The sequence below is a fragment of the Paenibacillus sp. FSL L8-0494 genome (assembly GCF_038003695.1).
Classification (GTDB): Bacteria; Bacillota; Bacilli; order Paenibacillales; family Paenibacillaceae; genus Paenibacillus_AQ; species Paenibacillus_AQ odorifer.
Genome location: NZ_JBBOPQ010000001.1, coordinates 1579726 through 1596710 on the forward strand (window position 1 = coordinate 1579726; position 16985 = coordinate 1596710).

Annotated in this window: 13 protein-coding genes; 8 read left to right on the forward strand and 5 right to left on the reverse strand. The window is 43.9% G+C overall.

All coding sequences use genetic code 11. From position 1 onward, the window contains the following. Positions 1-17: 17 nt before the first annotated feature. The 8 genes from NYE35_RS07090 to NYE35_RS07125 all read left to right on the forward strand — a co-directional run bounded on the left by NYE35_RS07090 (position 18) and on the right by NYE35_RS07125 (position 9455). On the forward strand, positions 18-3089 hold the full coding sequence (locus tag NYE35_RS07090; RefSeq protein WP_341120501.1) for a glycoside hydrolase family 2 TIM barrel-domain containing protein: 3072 nt from the start codon (positions 18-20) through the stop codon (positions 3087-3089). A gap of 187 nt (positions 3090-3276) precedes the next feature. Then, complete coding sequence (locus NYE35_RS07095; protein ID WP_341120503.1) at positions 3277-3987, forward strand: lantibiotic protection ABC transporter ATP-binding protein; 711 nt, start codon at positions 3277-3279, stop codon at positions 3985-3987. Continuing rightward, positions 3984-4730, forward strand: coding sequence for a lantibiotic immunity ABC transporter MutE/EpiE family permease subunit (locus NYE35_RS07100; protein WP_341120505.1), 747 nt, complete (start codon positions 3984-3986; stop codon positions 4728-4730). Before NYE35_RS07095 ends, NYE35_RS07100 begins: the two co-directional genes overlap by 4 nt. Positions 4731-4732: 2 nt before the next feature. Next, positions 4733-5494 (forward strand): lantibiotic immunity ABC transporter MutG family permease subunit, encoded by a 762-nt coding sequence (locus NYE35_RS07105; RefSeq protein WP_341120506.1) that lies wholly within the window; start codon positions 4733-4735, stop codon positions 5492-5494. A gap of 15 nt (positions 5495-5509) precedes the next feature. Next, positions 5510-6169: a response regulator transcription factor gene (locus NYE35_RS07110; protein WP_036675961.1), complete on the forward strand. Its 660-nt coding sequence runs from the start codon at positions 5510-5512 to the stop codon at positions 6167-6169. A gap of 101 nt (positions 6170-6270) precedes the next feature. Continuing rightward, the gene (locus NYE35_RS07115) at positions 6271-7533 is read left to right on the forward strand and encodes a HAMP domain-containing sensor histidine kinase (protein ID WP_341120508.1); all 1263 of its coding nucleotides are present in this window, start codon (positions 6271-6273) and stop codon (positions 7531-7533) included. 289 nt (positions 7534-7822) lie between these two features. After that, the gene (locus NYE35_RS07120; RefSeq protein WP_036675873.1) at positions 7823-8596 is read left to right on the forward strand and encodes an SDR family NAD(P)-dependent oxidoreductase; all 774 of its coding nucleotides are present in this window, start codon (positions 7823-7825) and stop codon (positions 8594-8596) included. 499 nt (positions 8597-9095) lie between these two features. Further along, on the forward strand, positions 9096-9455 hold the full coding sequence (locus NYE35_RS07125) for a hypothetical protein (RefSeq protein WP_036675871.1): 360 nt from the start codon (positions 9096-9098) through the stop codon (positions 9453-9455). 64 nt (positions 9456-9519) lie between these two features. On the opposite strand, the gene nrdF is transcribed toward NYE35_RS07125, so the two are convergent. The 5 genes from nrdF to NYE35_RS07150 all read right to left on the reverse strand — a co-directional run bounded on the left by nrdF (position 9520) and on the right by NYE35_RS07150 (position 16812). Next, the gene (gene nrdF, locus NYE35_RS07130) at positions 9520-10479 is read right to left on the reverse strand and encodes a class 1b ribonucleoside-diphosphate reductase subunit beta (RefSeq protein WP_076099522.1); all 960 of its coding nucleotides are present in this window, start codon (positions 10477-10479) and stop codon (positions 9520-9522) included. 39 nt (positions 10480-10518) lie between these two features. Further along, the gene (gene nrdE, locus NYE35_RS07135) at positions 10519-12603 is read right to left on the reverse strand and encodes a class 1b ribonucleoside-diphosphate reductase subunit alpha (protein WP_076099523.1); all 2085 of its coding nucleotides are present in this window, start codon (positions 12601-12603) and stop codon (positions 10519-10521) included. Beyond that, the gene (nrdI, locus tag NYE35_RS07140; protein ID WP_036675861.1) at positions 12590-12949 is read right to left on the reverse strand and encodes a class Ib ribonucleoside-diphosphate reductase assembly flavoprotein NrdI; all 360 of its coding nucleotides are present in this window, start codon (positions 12947-12949) and stop codon (positions 12590-12592) included. The genes nrdE and nrdI overlap by 14 nt, the downstream gene beginning before the upstream one ends. A 404-nt stretch (positions 12950-13353) precedes the next feature. Next, entirely contained in the window at positions 13354-15003 is a 1650-nt protein-coding gene (locus NYE35_RS07145; RefSeq protein WP_052096847.1) for a helix-turn-helix domain-containing protein, read from the reverse strand. A 30-nt stretch (positions 15004-15033) separates the two neighbouring features. Continuing rightward, positions 15034-16812, reverse strand: a complete 1779-nt coding sequence (locus tag NYE35_RS07150; RefSeq protein ID WP_038574207.1) for a sensor histidine kinase — start codon at positions 16810-16812, stop codon at positions 15034-15036. Positions 16813-16985 lie beyond the last annotated feature (173 nt).

Here is a 16985-nt window from a genome sequence, read left to right on the forward strand (position 1 = left end):
TAGAGGAGGAAATATAGATGAAGCAGCAGGTTGAACGAAACCTCACTCCAAGTCTGGAATGGTTATCAAACCCTTCCATTTATGCAATAGGCAGGGTGCACGCGCATTCTGACCATAGATATTACCAAACGAAAAATGAAGCCGAAGCGCTTGGAGAAATGCCCTGGCGCCATAGCCTGAACGGCAGCTGGAAATTTAGTTATGCCCAAAATGCCATGGAACGACAGGTTCATTTTTATAAGGAGAACGTGTCTTGCAGAGGCTGGAAGGATATTAAAGTTCCCGGTCATATCCAACTTCAGGGTTATGGGCAGCCACAGTACGTGAATACGATGTATCCATGGGACGGTCATGAGCATCTTAGACCTCCGATGATCTCTGAGGACCACAATCCTGTAGGCAGCTATGTCAAATATTTTGAAGTTCCTGCGGGCTGGGAGCAACGTCCGGTGTATATATCTTTTCAAGGAGTTGAATCGGCTTTTTATATATGGCTAAACGGGGAGTTTGTTGGCTATAGCGAAGATAGCTTTACACCGAGTGAATTTGATTTAACATCGTACTTGACGGAAGGCGAAAATAAGCTGGCGGTTGAAGTCTATCAGCGCAGCACGGGGAGTTGGTTGGAGGATCAGGACTTCTGGCGTTTTTCGGGAATTTTTCGTGAGGTGTATCTATACACCGTGCCGGATGTTCATGTGCGGGATCTCCACGTTCAAACCGATTTGGATGAAAAGTTTGAGCAAGGAACGCTGACGGCTGAATTGCAGTTGCTGGGTAAACCTGCCTCAAAAGTGCTCCTTGAGCTTAAGGATAGAGCAGGAAATCTTGTGGCTAGTGGTGAAAGTGAAGTTTCAGGAGATTCCCTTTCGCTTACGCTTGCGGCAACAAAGGTGCAGCTGTGGAGCGCAGAAGCTCCTAATCTGTATACCCTTTACGTATCAGTTTACAACGCATCCGGGGATCTTGTAGAAGTTGTACCGCAAAAAATTGGTTTTCGGAAATTCGAAATGATAGATAAGATTATGCACTTAAACGGCAAGCGTATTGTATTTAAAGGCGTTAACCGGCATGAGTTTAATCCGCGCTTTGGACGCAGTATTACAAAAGAAGATATGCTGTGGGACATAAAAACCTTAAAGCAGGCGAACATCAACGCGGTGCGGACCTCGCACTATCCGAATATGACACTGTGGTATGAGTTGTGTGATGAATATGGAGTCTATGTCATTGACGAGATGAATTTAGAGTCGCATGGATCATGGCAGAAAATGGGGGCAGTTGAGCCGTCTTGGAACATCCCCGGCAATAAGCCTGAATGGCAGGATATCGTGATGGATCGTGCGATTTCCATGGTGGAGAGAGACAAAAATCATCCCTCCATTCTAATTTGGTCCTGTGGGAACGAATCTTTTGCAGGAGAAGTAATTCTGAACGTAGCCAATTATTTTCGAGAGAAGGATCCTACTCGGTTGGTTCATTATGAAGGGGTGTTCCATAACCGTGAATATGATGATTCGAGCGATATGGAAAGCCGGATGTATGCGAAAGCAGCAGATATCGAAAGGTATTTAACAGAAGATCCGTTAAAGCCATATATTAGTTGTGAATACATGCATGCGATGGGCAATTCCGTCGGGGGGTTGCATAAATACACAGAGCTAGAGCAGAAGTATCCAATGTATCAGGGTGGATTTATCTGGGATTATATGGATCAGGTGATTGTGAAAAATGATCGATACGGTAAGCCCTTCATGGCTTATGGAGGAGACTTCGATGACCGTTCAACCGATTACAACTTCTCTGGTAACGGAATTGTGTATGCGGATCGGAGATGGTCGCCAAAAATGCAGGAAGTGAAATTTCTGTATCAGAACGTCAAGCTGCTCCCGGACAGTCAGGGTTTTACAATCAGAAATGAAAACTTATTTGTGGGCTTGGATGCTTATGAATTACAATACGCTCTGAACTATGAGGGTAGGGTCATCCAGCGTGGAACTGTATTCGCTCAGGTTAATCCGGGCGAGGAAAAATATGTAGAAGTTGATCTACCCGATATTAAGAATCAGCCTGGCGAGTATAGCTTGGATGTTTCACTTGTCCTGAAGGAAGATTCTTTATGGGCGAATAGCGGTTATGAAATCGCTTTTGGCCAGCATGTTTTTCAAGTGGCAAATACGTCAGCCGAGGAGTCTTTAACAGATGCTAAGATAACATCTGTCGTGAATGATTTTCGCGTGGTTGAAGGAGATGTGAATATTGGCGTACATGGCCGTGACTTCTCCGTAATGTTCTCAAAGCAGGCGGGTACATTAATTTCTGTTAAATATTCAGGGCAGGAAATGATCTCTTCACCGCCGGCACCGCTCTTCTGGAGAGCAATGACAGACAATGACAAGGGGGCGGGAATGCATTTTGACTCTTCCCCTTGGTATGCAGCAAGCTTGACCCGTAGAACGTTAAGCTTCGAGCTAGTGGAGGAGAAAGACCGTGCGACGGTGACTTACGTGTATAAGCTTAGGGTATCAGAGGGAGTACGGGTAAGTGTAACTTACACAGTGTTCTCCGATGGAAGCATACAGGTGAAATCAAGCTACCATGGAGCAGCGGGTTTACCAAAGCTTCCGCTCTTCGCTTTAAGCTTTAAGGTGCCAGCGGATTATCATCAGCTGAATTGGTATGCAAATGGTCCGGAAGAAAATTATATCGACCGTGCGTGTGGGGCGAGATTGTGTCGCTTCCAGAATCATGCGGTGGATAATGTGTCGTCCTATTTGGTGCCGCAGGAATCGGGCAACCGCACAGGTGTGCGCGAAGTATCCATAATGAATGATTATGGCCAAGGCATTATAATATCTGCACCAGCTGCAGCCCCTGTTGAAGCCAATATCTCGCCTTACTCGGCAATGGAGCTGGAGAATGCGACACATCATTATGAGCTGCCGAACGTTCACTATACCGTTGTTACCATTGCTGGACGTCAAATGGGCGTAGGCGGGGATGACAGCTGGGGAGCTCCAGTTCTTGATGAATATCAAATCAATCCATCCTTAGATATGGATTTTGAATTTACAATTCGCAGAGCGTGATTTTTTTGCAATATTTGAAGTTCATGTATTAGATAATAAATATTCCAGGCTCGGTTCAACGTTAAATTTGAACCGAGCTTTTTTATGCTCGTTATAATCCCGTATAATTTGAGCTCAGTAAAACCTTATAAAGTCCTTAGATTTGCTATATATGATCAACGTATAGCAAATGAGAGGATGATAAAGGATGGGAGAGTATATTTTACAAACTAATAATTTATGCAAGAATTTCAGGGGGCAGCGTGCGGTTAACGATATCAGCATAACCGTAAAAACTAATTCGATTTATGGACTGTTAGGCCCAAACGGCGCAGGTAAATCGACGACTCTAAAAATGATAACAGGAATACTTCGAGCGACGTCAGGACAAATTTTATTTGACGGTCATCCATGGACACGTAAGGATTTACTACACATTGGAGCGCTGATTGAGTCCCCGCCACTTTATGGGAATCTGACTGCTGTCCAAAATTTGAAGGTACACACGACAATATTAAACTTACCGGATTCTCGGATTCGGGAAGTTCTTGAAATTGTTGATTTAACAACAACAGGCAAAAAAAGAGCGGGACAATTCTCTATGGGCATGAAGCAACGTCTCGGGATTGCGATCGCTTTGTTAAATCAACCTAGACTCTTGATTCTGGATGAACCGACAAATGGGCTTGATCCGATTGGGATTCAGGAATTACGTGAGCTTATACGCTCATTTCCTGCACAAGGGATTACAGTTATTTTATCGAGTCATATTCTTCATGAGGTGGAGCAAATTGCCGATCATATTGGAATCATTAGTAATGGTGTTCTAGGGTATCAGAATGCAATATTTCCTGGTGATGATTTGGAGAAATTGTTCATGGAAGTCGTGAGTCGGAACAGACAGGAGGTAACCAGATGATCCACTATCTTTTATCCGAAAATATTAAATTCAAACGAACATTTTCGCGAAAATTGATTGTCGTGGTGCCACTGTTTTTTCTTCTATTTTCATTTTTCACACAACAGAACCTGCAAACTGAAGACCACTATTTTATGGAAATGGTCTTTAATTGGTGGCCGCTGTTATTCATGACCATAGGATCTGCTTTGTTGTCTACACTATCGAATAACAAGGATCGTAAGGCTGGAGGATACCGCAGCTTAAGCAGTCACAGAATTAGCATCGTTAAACTTTGGCTCAGTAAAATTATTGTGGTGTCATATTATTTGCTGTTGTCTTCGCTGCTCCTTATTGCAGTAATGTACCTATCTGGTCTTTTGTTTCCTTTGGGTGCAGCACCCTTATCTGAAATTACAACAGCCGCTATGGTTGTTTGGTTGACCTCTTTGGGGATGATTCCAATCTATCTATTCTTAGCTGAACAATTTGGGTCTGTAGTATCTATTCTTGCAGGTCTGTTTGGGATGATTGTGAGTGTACTAGCAGCGGATCAACCTTCATGGATTTATGTTCCGTGGAGTTGGGCTTTAAGGTTAATGTGTCCCATTGTTGGTGTACGTCCAAATGGTGTGGCTCTTTCAGCACAGGATGCTCTAAGAGACTCTTCGGTTATTTTACCTGGAATTGTGGTGTCGCTTGTATTCTTTTTGGTAACCCTCACCTTAACTAGCTGCTGGTTTAGTAGAAGAGAGGTGCGATAGAGATGGTGATACTCCGGCTATTACAAGCTGAATGGTTGATGACTAAGCACACTGCAATTCGTTGGTTGATATTCCTTGTTCCTGTTCTATATCCGATGATGGTACTTTGGTATTTTTCACAGCGTGCGGATCAGTTTCACATCTATGATGGTTATTTTTCATTAATAGCCTTTGGGTTGCCTGTTGGGATAGGATTATTCTCTGCTTTAATGAGTGGTTTAGAGGAGGGGGCAGGGGGATTCTATAATCTATTAAGTGCTCTTTCACGTCCGAAGTGTTATATAAGAAAACTCGGGTTCATAATCTTGGCGATGATATGGATCGTATTCGGTTCAACATCAATTCTAATACTGGGCATGAAACAAATTTTGCATATAGAGCAGATACAATATCTAATATTCTGGCAAGGAGCTTGTTGGGTAGTAGGCACTGCTCTAATCTTAATGATCTTTCATCTCATCTTAAGTTATGCTGGAGGTTTGGGACTTTCTCTAACGGTGGGTAGTGCAGGTACGCTAATTACAGCCATCGTAGGTGGAACCATTGTAGGAGATAAAGTGTGGTTATACATACCGTGGGCCTGGTCGATGCGGATAATTCAACTTCCCTTGTTTTATGCACAACCTAACGGGTTCATTGAAACGGAAGTATTGAAGCTGCAACTTCTTCATTCCGTACCTGCTATACTTATTAGTACAATGATAATGGCAATGTTAGGCTTGATATGGTTTCATTACTTTCAGGGTAGGAAATCATATGAATAAATAGGAGTGAGGTCACTGGCTAATATTTTAATAATAGATGATGAACCTGATATTTTGGCGCTAGTAAATAATATTCTTAGCAAAGATCACCATAGGGTTACGGTAAAAACAAGTGCACGACATATGCCTTTGAACGAGTACTCGACATTTGATTTAATCCTGTTGGACGTGATGATGCCAGATATCGATGGTTTTGAGCTCTGTACTCAAATCAGGGATATCGTAGACTGTCCGATTCTGTTTCTTACAGCTAAATCAATGGAGACAGATATTATGTTTGGACTTAGTGTAGGGGCAGATGACTATATCGTGAAGCCTTTTCGCGCAGGCGAGTTGAAGGCTCGGGTTAACGCTCATTTGCGGCGTGAGAATCGAGGGAAAAATCATATGTTAAGCGCATCTGGAGTGAAATTCAATCTCTCGGCAAAGGAGATTTCTATTGATAAAGAGAAAATAAATCTCACTAAAAGTGAATATCAGATATGTGAATTTCTTGCTAGAAATAAAGGTCAGGTTTTTTCCAAAGAACAAATTTATGAATCGGTTTATGGCTATGACAGAGAAAGCGATAGCTCAACTATTACAGAACATGTAAAAAATATCCGCAGTAAGCTGAGTGCGAGGGAGGTTTCACCGATTGAAACCGTTTGGGGGATAGGTTACAAATGGGTGTGAAACGAATACGGCTCCGTACAGTCTTCATTCAATATTTATTATCATTAGGTGCGTGTACTCTATTATTGGCATTTCTGTGTTTAGGGGTATTTACTCTCTTAATGCAGTATGGAATGATTGTTCCAGCAAACCATACTGAGCAATCCATTGCAAAGTCTTGGGATGTTTTGCAGCGTGCGCCAGAAATTACGCAAGAAATGATCCCTTGGGGAGCGGAACATGCGGTATTGGATCAACACGAGAACTATATTTCAGGAAATATTCCTAAAGAACGCGCTCTAGATATATTGCAGAAGAATCAAAGCAGTTGTAATCTCATGGGTACAAACTGCACCGATGTGATTGAGCGGGAGCATGAGGTTATCGTACTGCAATATGCAATCGTACCGCAGTTCACCTCGAATTTTCTGCATAACACGCTGCCTAATCCGCAATTAACGTTATTGCTGTTTTTTGTAGTTCTGATGTTACTGGAAGTTATTCTGATTTCTGGATTTTTCGCTCGAAGACTGAGTCAAAAAATGGCTTCCTTGCAAGAAGCTGCACATCACATTGAAGCTAAGAATTTGGATTTTACTGTCGTGTATTCTGGGGTCAGTGAAATTGATGAGGTGCTATCATCTCTGGAACAGCTGAGAGAGGAATTGAAAAAGTCGCTAGAACAGCAATGGAATTTGGAACAAATGAAAAAAGAGCAGATTTCTGCGCTTGCCCACGACATTAAGACTCCTCTTACGATTATTCAAGGAAATGCAGATTTGCTGATAGACTCAGATTTAGCGGGGAATCAGCAAGAATATATAGGGTATATTTCCAAAAATGCGGATCAAATCGAACAATACATGGCAACACTTATTGAGATTTCTAATACGAGGAAACAAATTTCTCCCCGCTCTAAATGGGTTAGAACGGAAGCTTTTATCCAGCAAATTCGTACGCAGTTAGATGCGTTGGTTGTCCCTAAGCATCTTCGGATAGAATTCCACCAAGACAATAATCTGCCCCCTGAGGTGTTGATAGACAATGAACTACTTCATCGGGCTGTGATGAATGTACTCGCTAATGCGGTAGAGTATTCCCCGTATGAGAGTGTGATTTATTTGCAGGTTGAGGCAAAACAAGATTGGTGGAGTATAACGGTAGCAGACAGTGGATCAGGATTTACGAGTGAAGGACTCCAATCTGCAGTTAAGCAGTTTTATCGAGGGGACAGTAGCCGTACCTCCAAAAGTCACTATGGATTGGGACTTTATATTGCCGACACCATTGTCAGGCAGCATCAGGGCAGTCTGCATATTAGCAATTCTCCCCTGACGGGTGGAGGTCAAGTTCGAATCGACGTCCCAGTTCGTGGAGTTAGGTAGAGGTTTATTACACCTCTTAGAATAACATTGGATAAAACTTCTGGTTTATCTGATGAAATTCTAAGGGGTGTATTTTTTATGACGATCAAAACCAAATTCTCAATTGTTGGAAAAGTAGATTAAAATATTGATTGCTATATACAATTAAATACAATAAAGTTGTCATATAGAGGATAATTTTGTCGATTTTTCTGCAAAAATGTTCCAATCTACACTGTATCAGGTGACATTAGGGTCTATGAGGTTCAAATCCTCTTCCTGAAAAAGACATAAGAAAGTGGTGCGCATAATGAGTAGCAACAGATTTGAAAACAAAGTAGTTATTATTACGGGTGCTGGTACCGGAATCGGAAAAGCTACAGCATTGAGAGTAGCAAGAGAGGGTGGTACTGTAGTAGTTGCCAATCGATCAGATGCTGGCGCTAACACAGTCGAAGAAATCAAAGCTTTAGGTGGAGAAGCACTGTTTGTGCGGTCAGACGTTTCAGTTGAAGCAGACTGCAAAAATATCGTAGATCAAACCTTAGCAGCTTATGGAAAGATTGATTGCCTTTATAATAACTCAGCAATTACAGGAGATAATGCGGATGTTACAGAATATGATCCGATATTGTTTCAAAAGGTGATTCAGACAAATCTTAATGGCCAATTCTACATGTTGCATTATGCATTACCACATATGAAATCCGGTGCTTCCGTTCTAAACTGTTCCTCCTTGCATGGTATTTTTATTGGGATGGCAAATGATGCAGCTTATTCAGCAAGTAAACACGCCATTGTGGGCATGACTAAATCGGTTGCTAAAGAAGTGGGTCACCGTAATATCAGAGTAAATGCTATTTGCCCTGGTCCTATCCCTACACCAACCATGAACAGATACGAAAAGCTGTTGTCTGATGATGTAGAGATGCTTCAATCTCTTATCGCTTCTGGAACGGCTTTGGGCAGATATGGTACGCCTGAGGAAGTAGCTGCTTTTGCATGTTTCCTTCTAAGTGATGAGGCTTCATTTATTACAGGTACAGCACATGTGATTGACGGGGGCTACTCCGCAACTAAGTAATTAGTCGGATTAATTTACTTATATAAGCATCTAGTATCGAAGGCTTTGCGGCGTATTCCTGTTCGGAAATCCTGTAGGATAAATGGACTGGAGTTGGAAGGCGCACGCAGAGCCTTTTTTAGTTGTTTCTAAATGATAACGGAATTACACAAGTGTGAATGAAATTAAGGCAAATATAACCATGGATATGTTGGAATTTGTAGAAATTTGTATTTTAATATAAATAAAAAAAGAAATTTGTCGATAATAATATAGGTAATAGGTATGAGTTAAAATATATTAGAAAGGATGTTGCAATAAAACGATACAGGAAATAGATGTCATTTACTATTGATTGTAACGATATGGCATCATTTAAACAAGGCAGTTTGTTCCAAACCCAGTTGCCAAAAGTAGAAGTTACTGAAAAGCCTGGGCAGAAATTTTTTTGTCTGTTGGAGTTACATACATTTCTTTCTATTATTAAAAAATAACTATTAAAACTTGGAGGAATACAATTATGTCATACACAATTAAATACAACAAAAGTGAAAACCACATCGATGTAGTATCTATCGATTTTTCTGCTGAGGATGTTCCAGGATACTTGAAAGATTTTGAGAATATCATGAAGCTTGTTAGTCCTAAATTTACGGGTACAACTGATGTAACTGAATCTGCAAGTGTACTTTCTCCTGAAGTTGCAGCAATGTTGGCTCCAACAGGTGAGATGGCGAAAGCAGCTGGTCAAGCAGGATGGGCTTATGTAACTAAAAACCCAATTTGGAAAATGCAATTGAAACGTATTTTTGGCAGAGATTTTGCTGATGCTTACGATACCTATGAAGAAGCTAGAACAGTACTGAAAAAATTGCAATAATCTAATAAATAGAGTTAGCAAAAAGTGCGGAGAGCTTTCTCCGCACTTTTTGTTTTATCTATATTTAAAATTGAAAATCTTCATCCTTCAATGGCTCCACATTAAGCGCCCGGACATATCCGTTGCCTTTCTTCGAGAAGAAGTCATGTTGCTTGGTGTGGGTGCTGATCCCGTTCTGAACAATCGGGTTGATCTCTTCCTCGTCAAATAGCGGATCATGGCCCAGATTCATCATCGCTTTATTGGCATTGTATCTTAGGAAAGTCTTAACCTCGTCCACCAATCCGATAGGGGCATAGATCTGCTCGGTATAACGCTCTTCATTCTCATGCAGCAGTCGAAGCAATTCTACCAGCGTATGGTGAAGTTCGCGTTGCTCGTCTTCTGGGAGCCCGTCAAAGATCTCTTGTGCCAGCACGCCGACATATACCCCATGGATGCTCTCATCCCGTAGAATAAGGTCGATGATCTCACCGCTGCAAGTCATTTTGCCCTGCCCAGCCAGATATAGGGGATAGAAGAAACCACTGTAGAACAAGTAGCTCTCGAGCAGTACGGAGGCTGCCATGGCGAGGTACAGGTCTTTAGGTGAGTCTATGTTTTTGTAATATTGTGATATGGTCTCCGCTTTGAACTGGAGGAAGGGGTTCTCTTCTACCCAGCGGAATACACTGTCGATCTCCTCTGTAGAGGACAAAGTGGTGAAAATACTGCTGTACGATTTGGCATGAATTTGTTCCATCATACCCATGAAGCCCAGTACGGCTTTACGTTGAAGGCCTTCGACATGCTCCATAATCTGCGGCATTCCGACTCCGCCTTGAATCGTATCCAGCAGTGTCAGACCGCCCAGCACCTTCATATAGGAGTCCTTTTCTTGCTCACTGAGCGTGAGCCAGGACATTTTATCATCGGATAATGGAATTTCATCGTCCGTCCAGAATTGCATAATGTTCTGATTCCAGAACATCAATGAGAAATCGTCGTCGGGACGGTTCCAGTTAACGGCTTGGATAGCGGTCATAATATTGCAATCTCCTTTTCTGCGGCTATAGCCTTCCTTTTAGATTGAGCAGGTGAGGCATTCCTCGACAGACAGCTTTTTGGTCCGGGTGTAATACAGCGACTTCAAGCCTTTATGCGCCGCATACAGGTAGGAGCGGGCCAGTTCTCTGGTGGAAACATCACTGTTAACATGCAGAACGGTCGAGATACCTTGGTCGATATGGGGCTGAATTTCCGCGATCAGATCGATTACCTTGAACTGGTCCATCTGGTAAGCCGATTTATAGAAAAACACATTGTCCGGCCGCAGGTACGGCATCGGATAATAAGTAGTTGAATTAGCATAAGTCCGAGTCTCAATCTGCTCAACAATCGGCATAACGCTTGAAGTGGCGTTTTGGATATAGGAAATGCTGGCCGTTGGCGCAATCGCCAAACGGTAAGCATGGTATAGGCCATTTGCTTTTACCGCATCCCGCAATTGTTCCCAGTCAGCTGGGGATGGGATATAAATATCTCCGAATAACTCTTGTACCCTTGGGGTAACCGGACGGTAATCGGTAGTCAGGTAACGCTCAAAATAAGCTCCCGTAGCATAATCAGAAGCCTCAAATCCATGGAAAGATCGGCCCGTCGCGGCAGCGATTTCCATGCTTTTCTCCAGCGAGTGGAAATTCATGGTCATAAAGAAGGTCCGGGCAAAATCGCGGGCCTGCTCGCTTTCATAAGCAATGTTGTTCTTAGCCAGATAGCCGTGCAGATTCATGACGCCAAGACCGACAGAGTGCATTTCCTTGTTTGCTTTGGCTACGCCTGGGGCATTGGAAATACTGGTCATATCGCTAACAGCGGTCAGGGCGATCATGCCCTCATGTACGGATTCACGGATTTTGCCATGTTCCATCACGTTAACAATGTTCAAGGAAGCCAGATTGCAGCTTACATCGCGGCGGATTGTACTCTCCTGTCCGTAGTCGGCAATCTCTGAGGTCTCCTGCAGCTGAAAGATTTCAGTACAAAGGTTGGACATTTTGATCTGTCCGACGTTTTTCAGGGCATGGGCCGCATTGGCATTGCTCTTGTTCATGATATATGGATAGCCAGATTCCAGCTGGATCATGGCAATTTTGGTCAGCATATCCCGTGCGCTCATAGCTTTCTTCTTTTTGACACGTGGATCGGCCAGCAGCTTATCATACATGTCATCCAGATCCATATCGTCGAGATGCGTTCCGTAGGCTTTGTACACACTGTAAGGAGCAAATACATGCAGCGCTTCATTGTCCTTCGCCAGCTTATAGAAGCGGTTTGGAATAATCAGGCCGATGGACAGGGTTTTGAGTCTTGTTTTTTCGTCGGCGTTGATCTTCTTGCTGTCGAGGAATTCCAGAACGTCCCAGCCAAAAATGTTGTAATAGGCTGCTCCTGATCCTTTACGCTGACCCATCTGATCTGCATAGGAGAAGCCGTCTTCCATCAGCTTGAGTACAGGTATAATTCCCTTCGCAGCATCCTCAACACCCTTGATAGTTTCACCACGGGAGCGTAGCTTGGATAGGTTGACGGCCACACCGCCACCGATCTTCGACAACTGCATGCAGGTATTCAGCACATAGTTGATGGAATTGAGCGAGTCGTCCATTTCGATTAGGAAGCAGGAGACGAGCTCACCACGCCGGCTCTTACCGGCATTTAAGAAGGTTGGGGTCGCAGGTTGCAGGCGCTGTTCCATCATCGAACGGGCAAGTACCCCGGCAGTATCGGCGTTGCCGCGTCCCAGGTGAAGGGCGACTGCCGCCACACGGTCCGGGTAATGCTCCAGATATTGTTTGCGGTCATTGGTTTTTACAGCGTAATCCGTGTAGAATTTCGAAGCTGCCATATAAGATGGAAAACTGAAGTTGTAGGCGTGGGTAATCTGGTAGACTTCTTCAATTTCCGCCGTGCTGTACTGTTCGTAAAAATTCTCGTAGAAATCCTGTTCAATCATATAATCAACCTTGGCTTTTGTATTCGCAAAAGCCAGACTCCGGCGCTCTACATCCCGCATAAATTCGGCTACTGCCTCAAGATCTTTGTCTAACTGAAAGAAGCCACTTTCGTCTCTCTTCATCAACATGTTGTTTAATTCAATATGCCGCAACCCGGCTCACCTCCTGTTTAATCCGTTCTACATCGCCAAATGTACCCGATAACTCAAATTTACCGATAACGGGCACGTTATACCGATCTGCAATCAAGTCCGCGCTGTGCGCGAACAGCTCGCCCCAGTTCTTATTGCCGCTGGCGGCGATGCCTTTCAGATTGGCATTATTGTTCTTCAAGAAAGTAGACACCTTTTCTGGAATCTGTCCAAAGCCGGTGGTATATGTAATAAGCACATAGGGCTCGTCAATCGTCATATGCTCCTCAATCTGCACAGCCGGCAACTTAAGTTTGCTGATGAAGCGTCTGACATTTCCTGTTTTTGAATCATACGCGACTAGCATGGTGTCTGTCCCCCTGTAAATATTAAAAACTATTGAAAATAGTATGAAAACTGAATGGATAAGCTTTAAATACTGAAAAATCGTATCTATACTATATTTAGTGTGCGTTGTTTATTTTAATTACTATATGTTGAAAAGTCAATATGGGAACAGCCGTCTTAATAGCTGGGAAAGTGTCTCGTAAGCGGTTTTTTGGCAGGCTTTTAGGGCAGAAAGACCGGAGTATTAGCATTTTGCTAGTTTAAAAATAAAAATAAAAAAATTGCAGGAGAAAGGGTGATACTTAGGGTTGCTGTCTGAGGGTGATGGCAAGCCAATAAATCTGCAAGGAACAGAGCCTGCTCCTTGCAGATTTATTGGCTTTATTTTTGCGAAGTGGGGTTATTCTTAATAATCTCTTGATCTCAAGAACGGTTGTTTACTCCGAGGCTTCGGTCAGGCGGTGAATCTGCTTTAAGTTGCTGCATGTATTCTCTGGGGGAAATTCCGGTTACCTTTTTGAAGACCTTGCTGAAATAGAAGGCACTCTCATATCCCAGCTTCTGTGAGATTTCGTAGATGCGACCTTCCCCGCGTGCCATCATTTCTTTGGCTGTCGTGATTTTGATCTCCGTGATATATTCCACATAGTTGACCTTGGCAACCTTGGAGAAAAGGTGGCTCAGATAGTTGGGACTGAAATTGAAGACATCCGCCACTTGATTGAGCGAGAGCTTAGTTCCGAGATTTCGTTTAATATACTCTTGGACATTTTTGACGAGCTGCTCCTTGTAGCTTTGTCTGCGGGTAGAGAGGATGTCCGAGCAACCGTCCCTGAACTGGATCAGCCAGCCGGCGATCTCTTCAATCGTATGCATCTGGTAGATAGCCCGGTAGCCCTCCGGTTCATTTTCGAAAATTTGCTCCACAATATTCTCACCGTCTGCAAGTAGTGAAGTGGCCATATACAGAATGTTGCAGGCGGCATCAGTGGCGGGAACCAGCAGGTCGGCCCGGCCGTCGAAGATTTCGATCATTTTGGAGATAATGGCGTATAAAGCTTGGGTATCCATTTCTTCAAAAGCACGGCGGATCTCTGTACGCAATTCGGAGAAATCAAACAACAGATGATCCTGCTCCAGCGACTCTCCTTCGGCAAAAAACACAAACGACTGTGCTTTAACCGCAGCAGGAAGCGCTTTTCGCGCAGCGAGGTAGCTTTCCCGCAGCAAATAAGGATCCTCGACCGCAAAGCCGATCGCGCCGATGATCCTTACATTGAAGTAGTTATGGAGTATGGAGGCCATATGGGTCAATAGCATTTCAATCTCAGGCATCCATTGCCGTGAATCCGTCCCGTTGACGGGCAGGGTTACAGCAAAATTGCGCAAGTCCAGACTGGTCACATAACAAGGTCTTATGGAAGTAAGCGTATCTTTGGCCATTTGGACGGTACTTGAGCACAGAGCAACCATTTTATCGCCGCGGGGCGGGACACTGTCTGGTCCCAAAATACGGCAAGTGCAGACTAGATAAGCAGGTTCCTTGAGCTCAAGGTTTAAATCATCTCTCTGCAGAAGGTACTGGTTTTTATTTGCGAATAAGTTATTGAACAGGCGGATGAAAAATTTATCGCGTTGGGCTTGTAGATTGCCTCTATGAGCAAGCATGGGATAGCTGTCTAGGGTTTGAAAAGCCTCCAATTGGGAAATTGCTTTCCGAATGGAGGCATCGAGTGCCTCTGGTGTCAGTTCCAGCTTCACTAGATAATCTGTGGCTTGCACTTCAATCGCTCCACGTGCGTATTCGAATTCCTCGTAGCTTGTTAAGATGATAAACAGCGGAAGCCGGCCGTGTTTTTTGCGTACCGCATTGGCAACTTCTAAGCCGCTTTTAATTGGCATTTTTATATCGCTGATTACAATGTCAGGACGGAGGGTGTCAATCATTTCTTCCTCTTGAGCCCCGTTGTGTGCAATGCCGACAATTTCTATATTATATTGCTCCCACTTCAGCATGGACTGCAAGCCGATACAGACCAGCGCCTCGTCATCAGCGATTAACAACTTGATCAATTCCATCACATCCTTGCTTGGTATGCTACTCTATTCCTTTTGCAGGAACGGCAGAAGAATCTTCATCCGGGTATATTGGCCCGACTCACTCTCAATCGAAAGACCGTAATTATCCCCAAATGCCAGGCGCAAACGTTCATTCACGCTGCGGAGTCCAATATTCTCGGGCATTTCTTTGCTTCCGTCACCTGGATTTGACAGAATCGTGGAGATTTCTTCTTCCTTCATCCCTACACCGTTGTCTTCAATCGTAACTAGAATATCGGCGAATCCACTTTTGGCCACCTTAATGAGAATTTCTCCTCTGCCTTTGGGCTCAATGCCATGGAAGATGGCGTTCTCGACCAGGGGCTGGAGCGTGAATCGTGGAATTAGGCCGGTTAGCAGTTCCTCGTTGTCAATCTCCTTTACCATAGAGACCGTACTGCCATAGCGGTATTTCTGAATCAGAAAATAATCATCCAGCAGGCTCAGCTCATCTTTCAGCGGCATCAGTCTACGGTTGTCTTTGGCGATGCTGCGCAGCAGTCTAGATAGTGAAGTGGTCATTTCTGCGATGCCGGTAGCATTCTGAATTGTAGCCATCCATTTGATCGAATTCAGTGTGTTGTACAGGAAATGGGGATTGATCTGACTCTGCAGCATCCGGTATTCCAGCTCCTGTTTCTGTTTCTCGTCAGCGAGCCGGCTGTCCATAAGCGCTACGATATCTTGGGACAGGCGGTTAATACCCCGTCCGACATCGCCAAGCTCGCTGTTCCATTCGATATTGCGGTCCAGCAGGAAATTGCCCTGGGCGATCTTATCAATCCGCTTCTTCAGTTTTTCCACCGGAAGACTGATGGTACGGGTCAGATACAGCGTAATGATAGCGCTTAAGACAATAACCAGGAGACAGACGCCGAGCATAACCAGAATCCATATATTTGTCTTGGGAGCGAACAGGTCATTGGATAAAGTCTGTGACAGAATGACTCCGCTGCGTACGGGATAAGATACCACGATATGGCTCTCTTTCTCGTCCGCCAGCTTGACCATGGACAGCTCGGTTTGCGGACCGACAGGTTTATCATTGGTATAGGCCACCGGTTCATACGGCTCTGCAATGGCGATGACCTGATCGCCGATGAGCTGATAATGATGATTGCCGAGCGTCAGCAGCAGCCGGGAATTCTTCGGCAGGGAGTACCCTTTCAGCTTGTCGGTAATAACAGTGGTATTCGCTAACAGGTACACCGTTCCAACCCGGGAAGCTCCTTTGCCGTAAATAGGAAAAACAAAAGGAATTCCGTTCGTGTTGGAGAGCGGGTCCTTGATCACCCGGTCCCATTTCTCCTCGGCATCGTTGCTAAGGCCGGTAATTTGACCGATATTGTGTATGGTAAGCGGAACAGAGGTGCCGGTTTTATCCACCTGCAGAAACTTTCCGTTGCTATCCGTAACAATCAGACGGCGGGCATAGCTGTTGGAGCGGTTGTTCAGGAAGTCCTGCTGCATCGAGTTGAATACATTAACTGCTTCCTTAGAGCTAGCCTTAGGTGAGCTGAAGTAGTCTGTAATCAGGGTATTAGTAGAAGAGTTAGTGCTGCAAGTCATCGCCAGCGATGACAGATCAATTAAATCCTGTTCAATAATATGGGATACCAGCTGCAGATTGAACTCGGTCGCCTGGATGGTTGTTTTACGCTGATAATAAGTAATTAATTCATAGCTAAAAAAAGACAGCAGCGACGCTATCAGCAGTGCGAATACGGCCATGAGCAGAATAATGCGACTTTTAATGGTGGATTTTCTTACCGTATTTAACACTCCTCTACAAAATGTGAAAACATATAAAGCGTTTTCATATACCATAGCATATTCCTGCGTTCCGATACAGGGGGAGGTACATAAGCTGAATATTTTACATGTTTTAGATAGAAAATTACAGGTTTGAACCGGAGCAGGGAAGAAGAACACAGAAAAGTGAATGAACTTTGTTT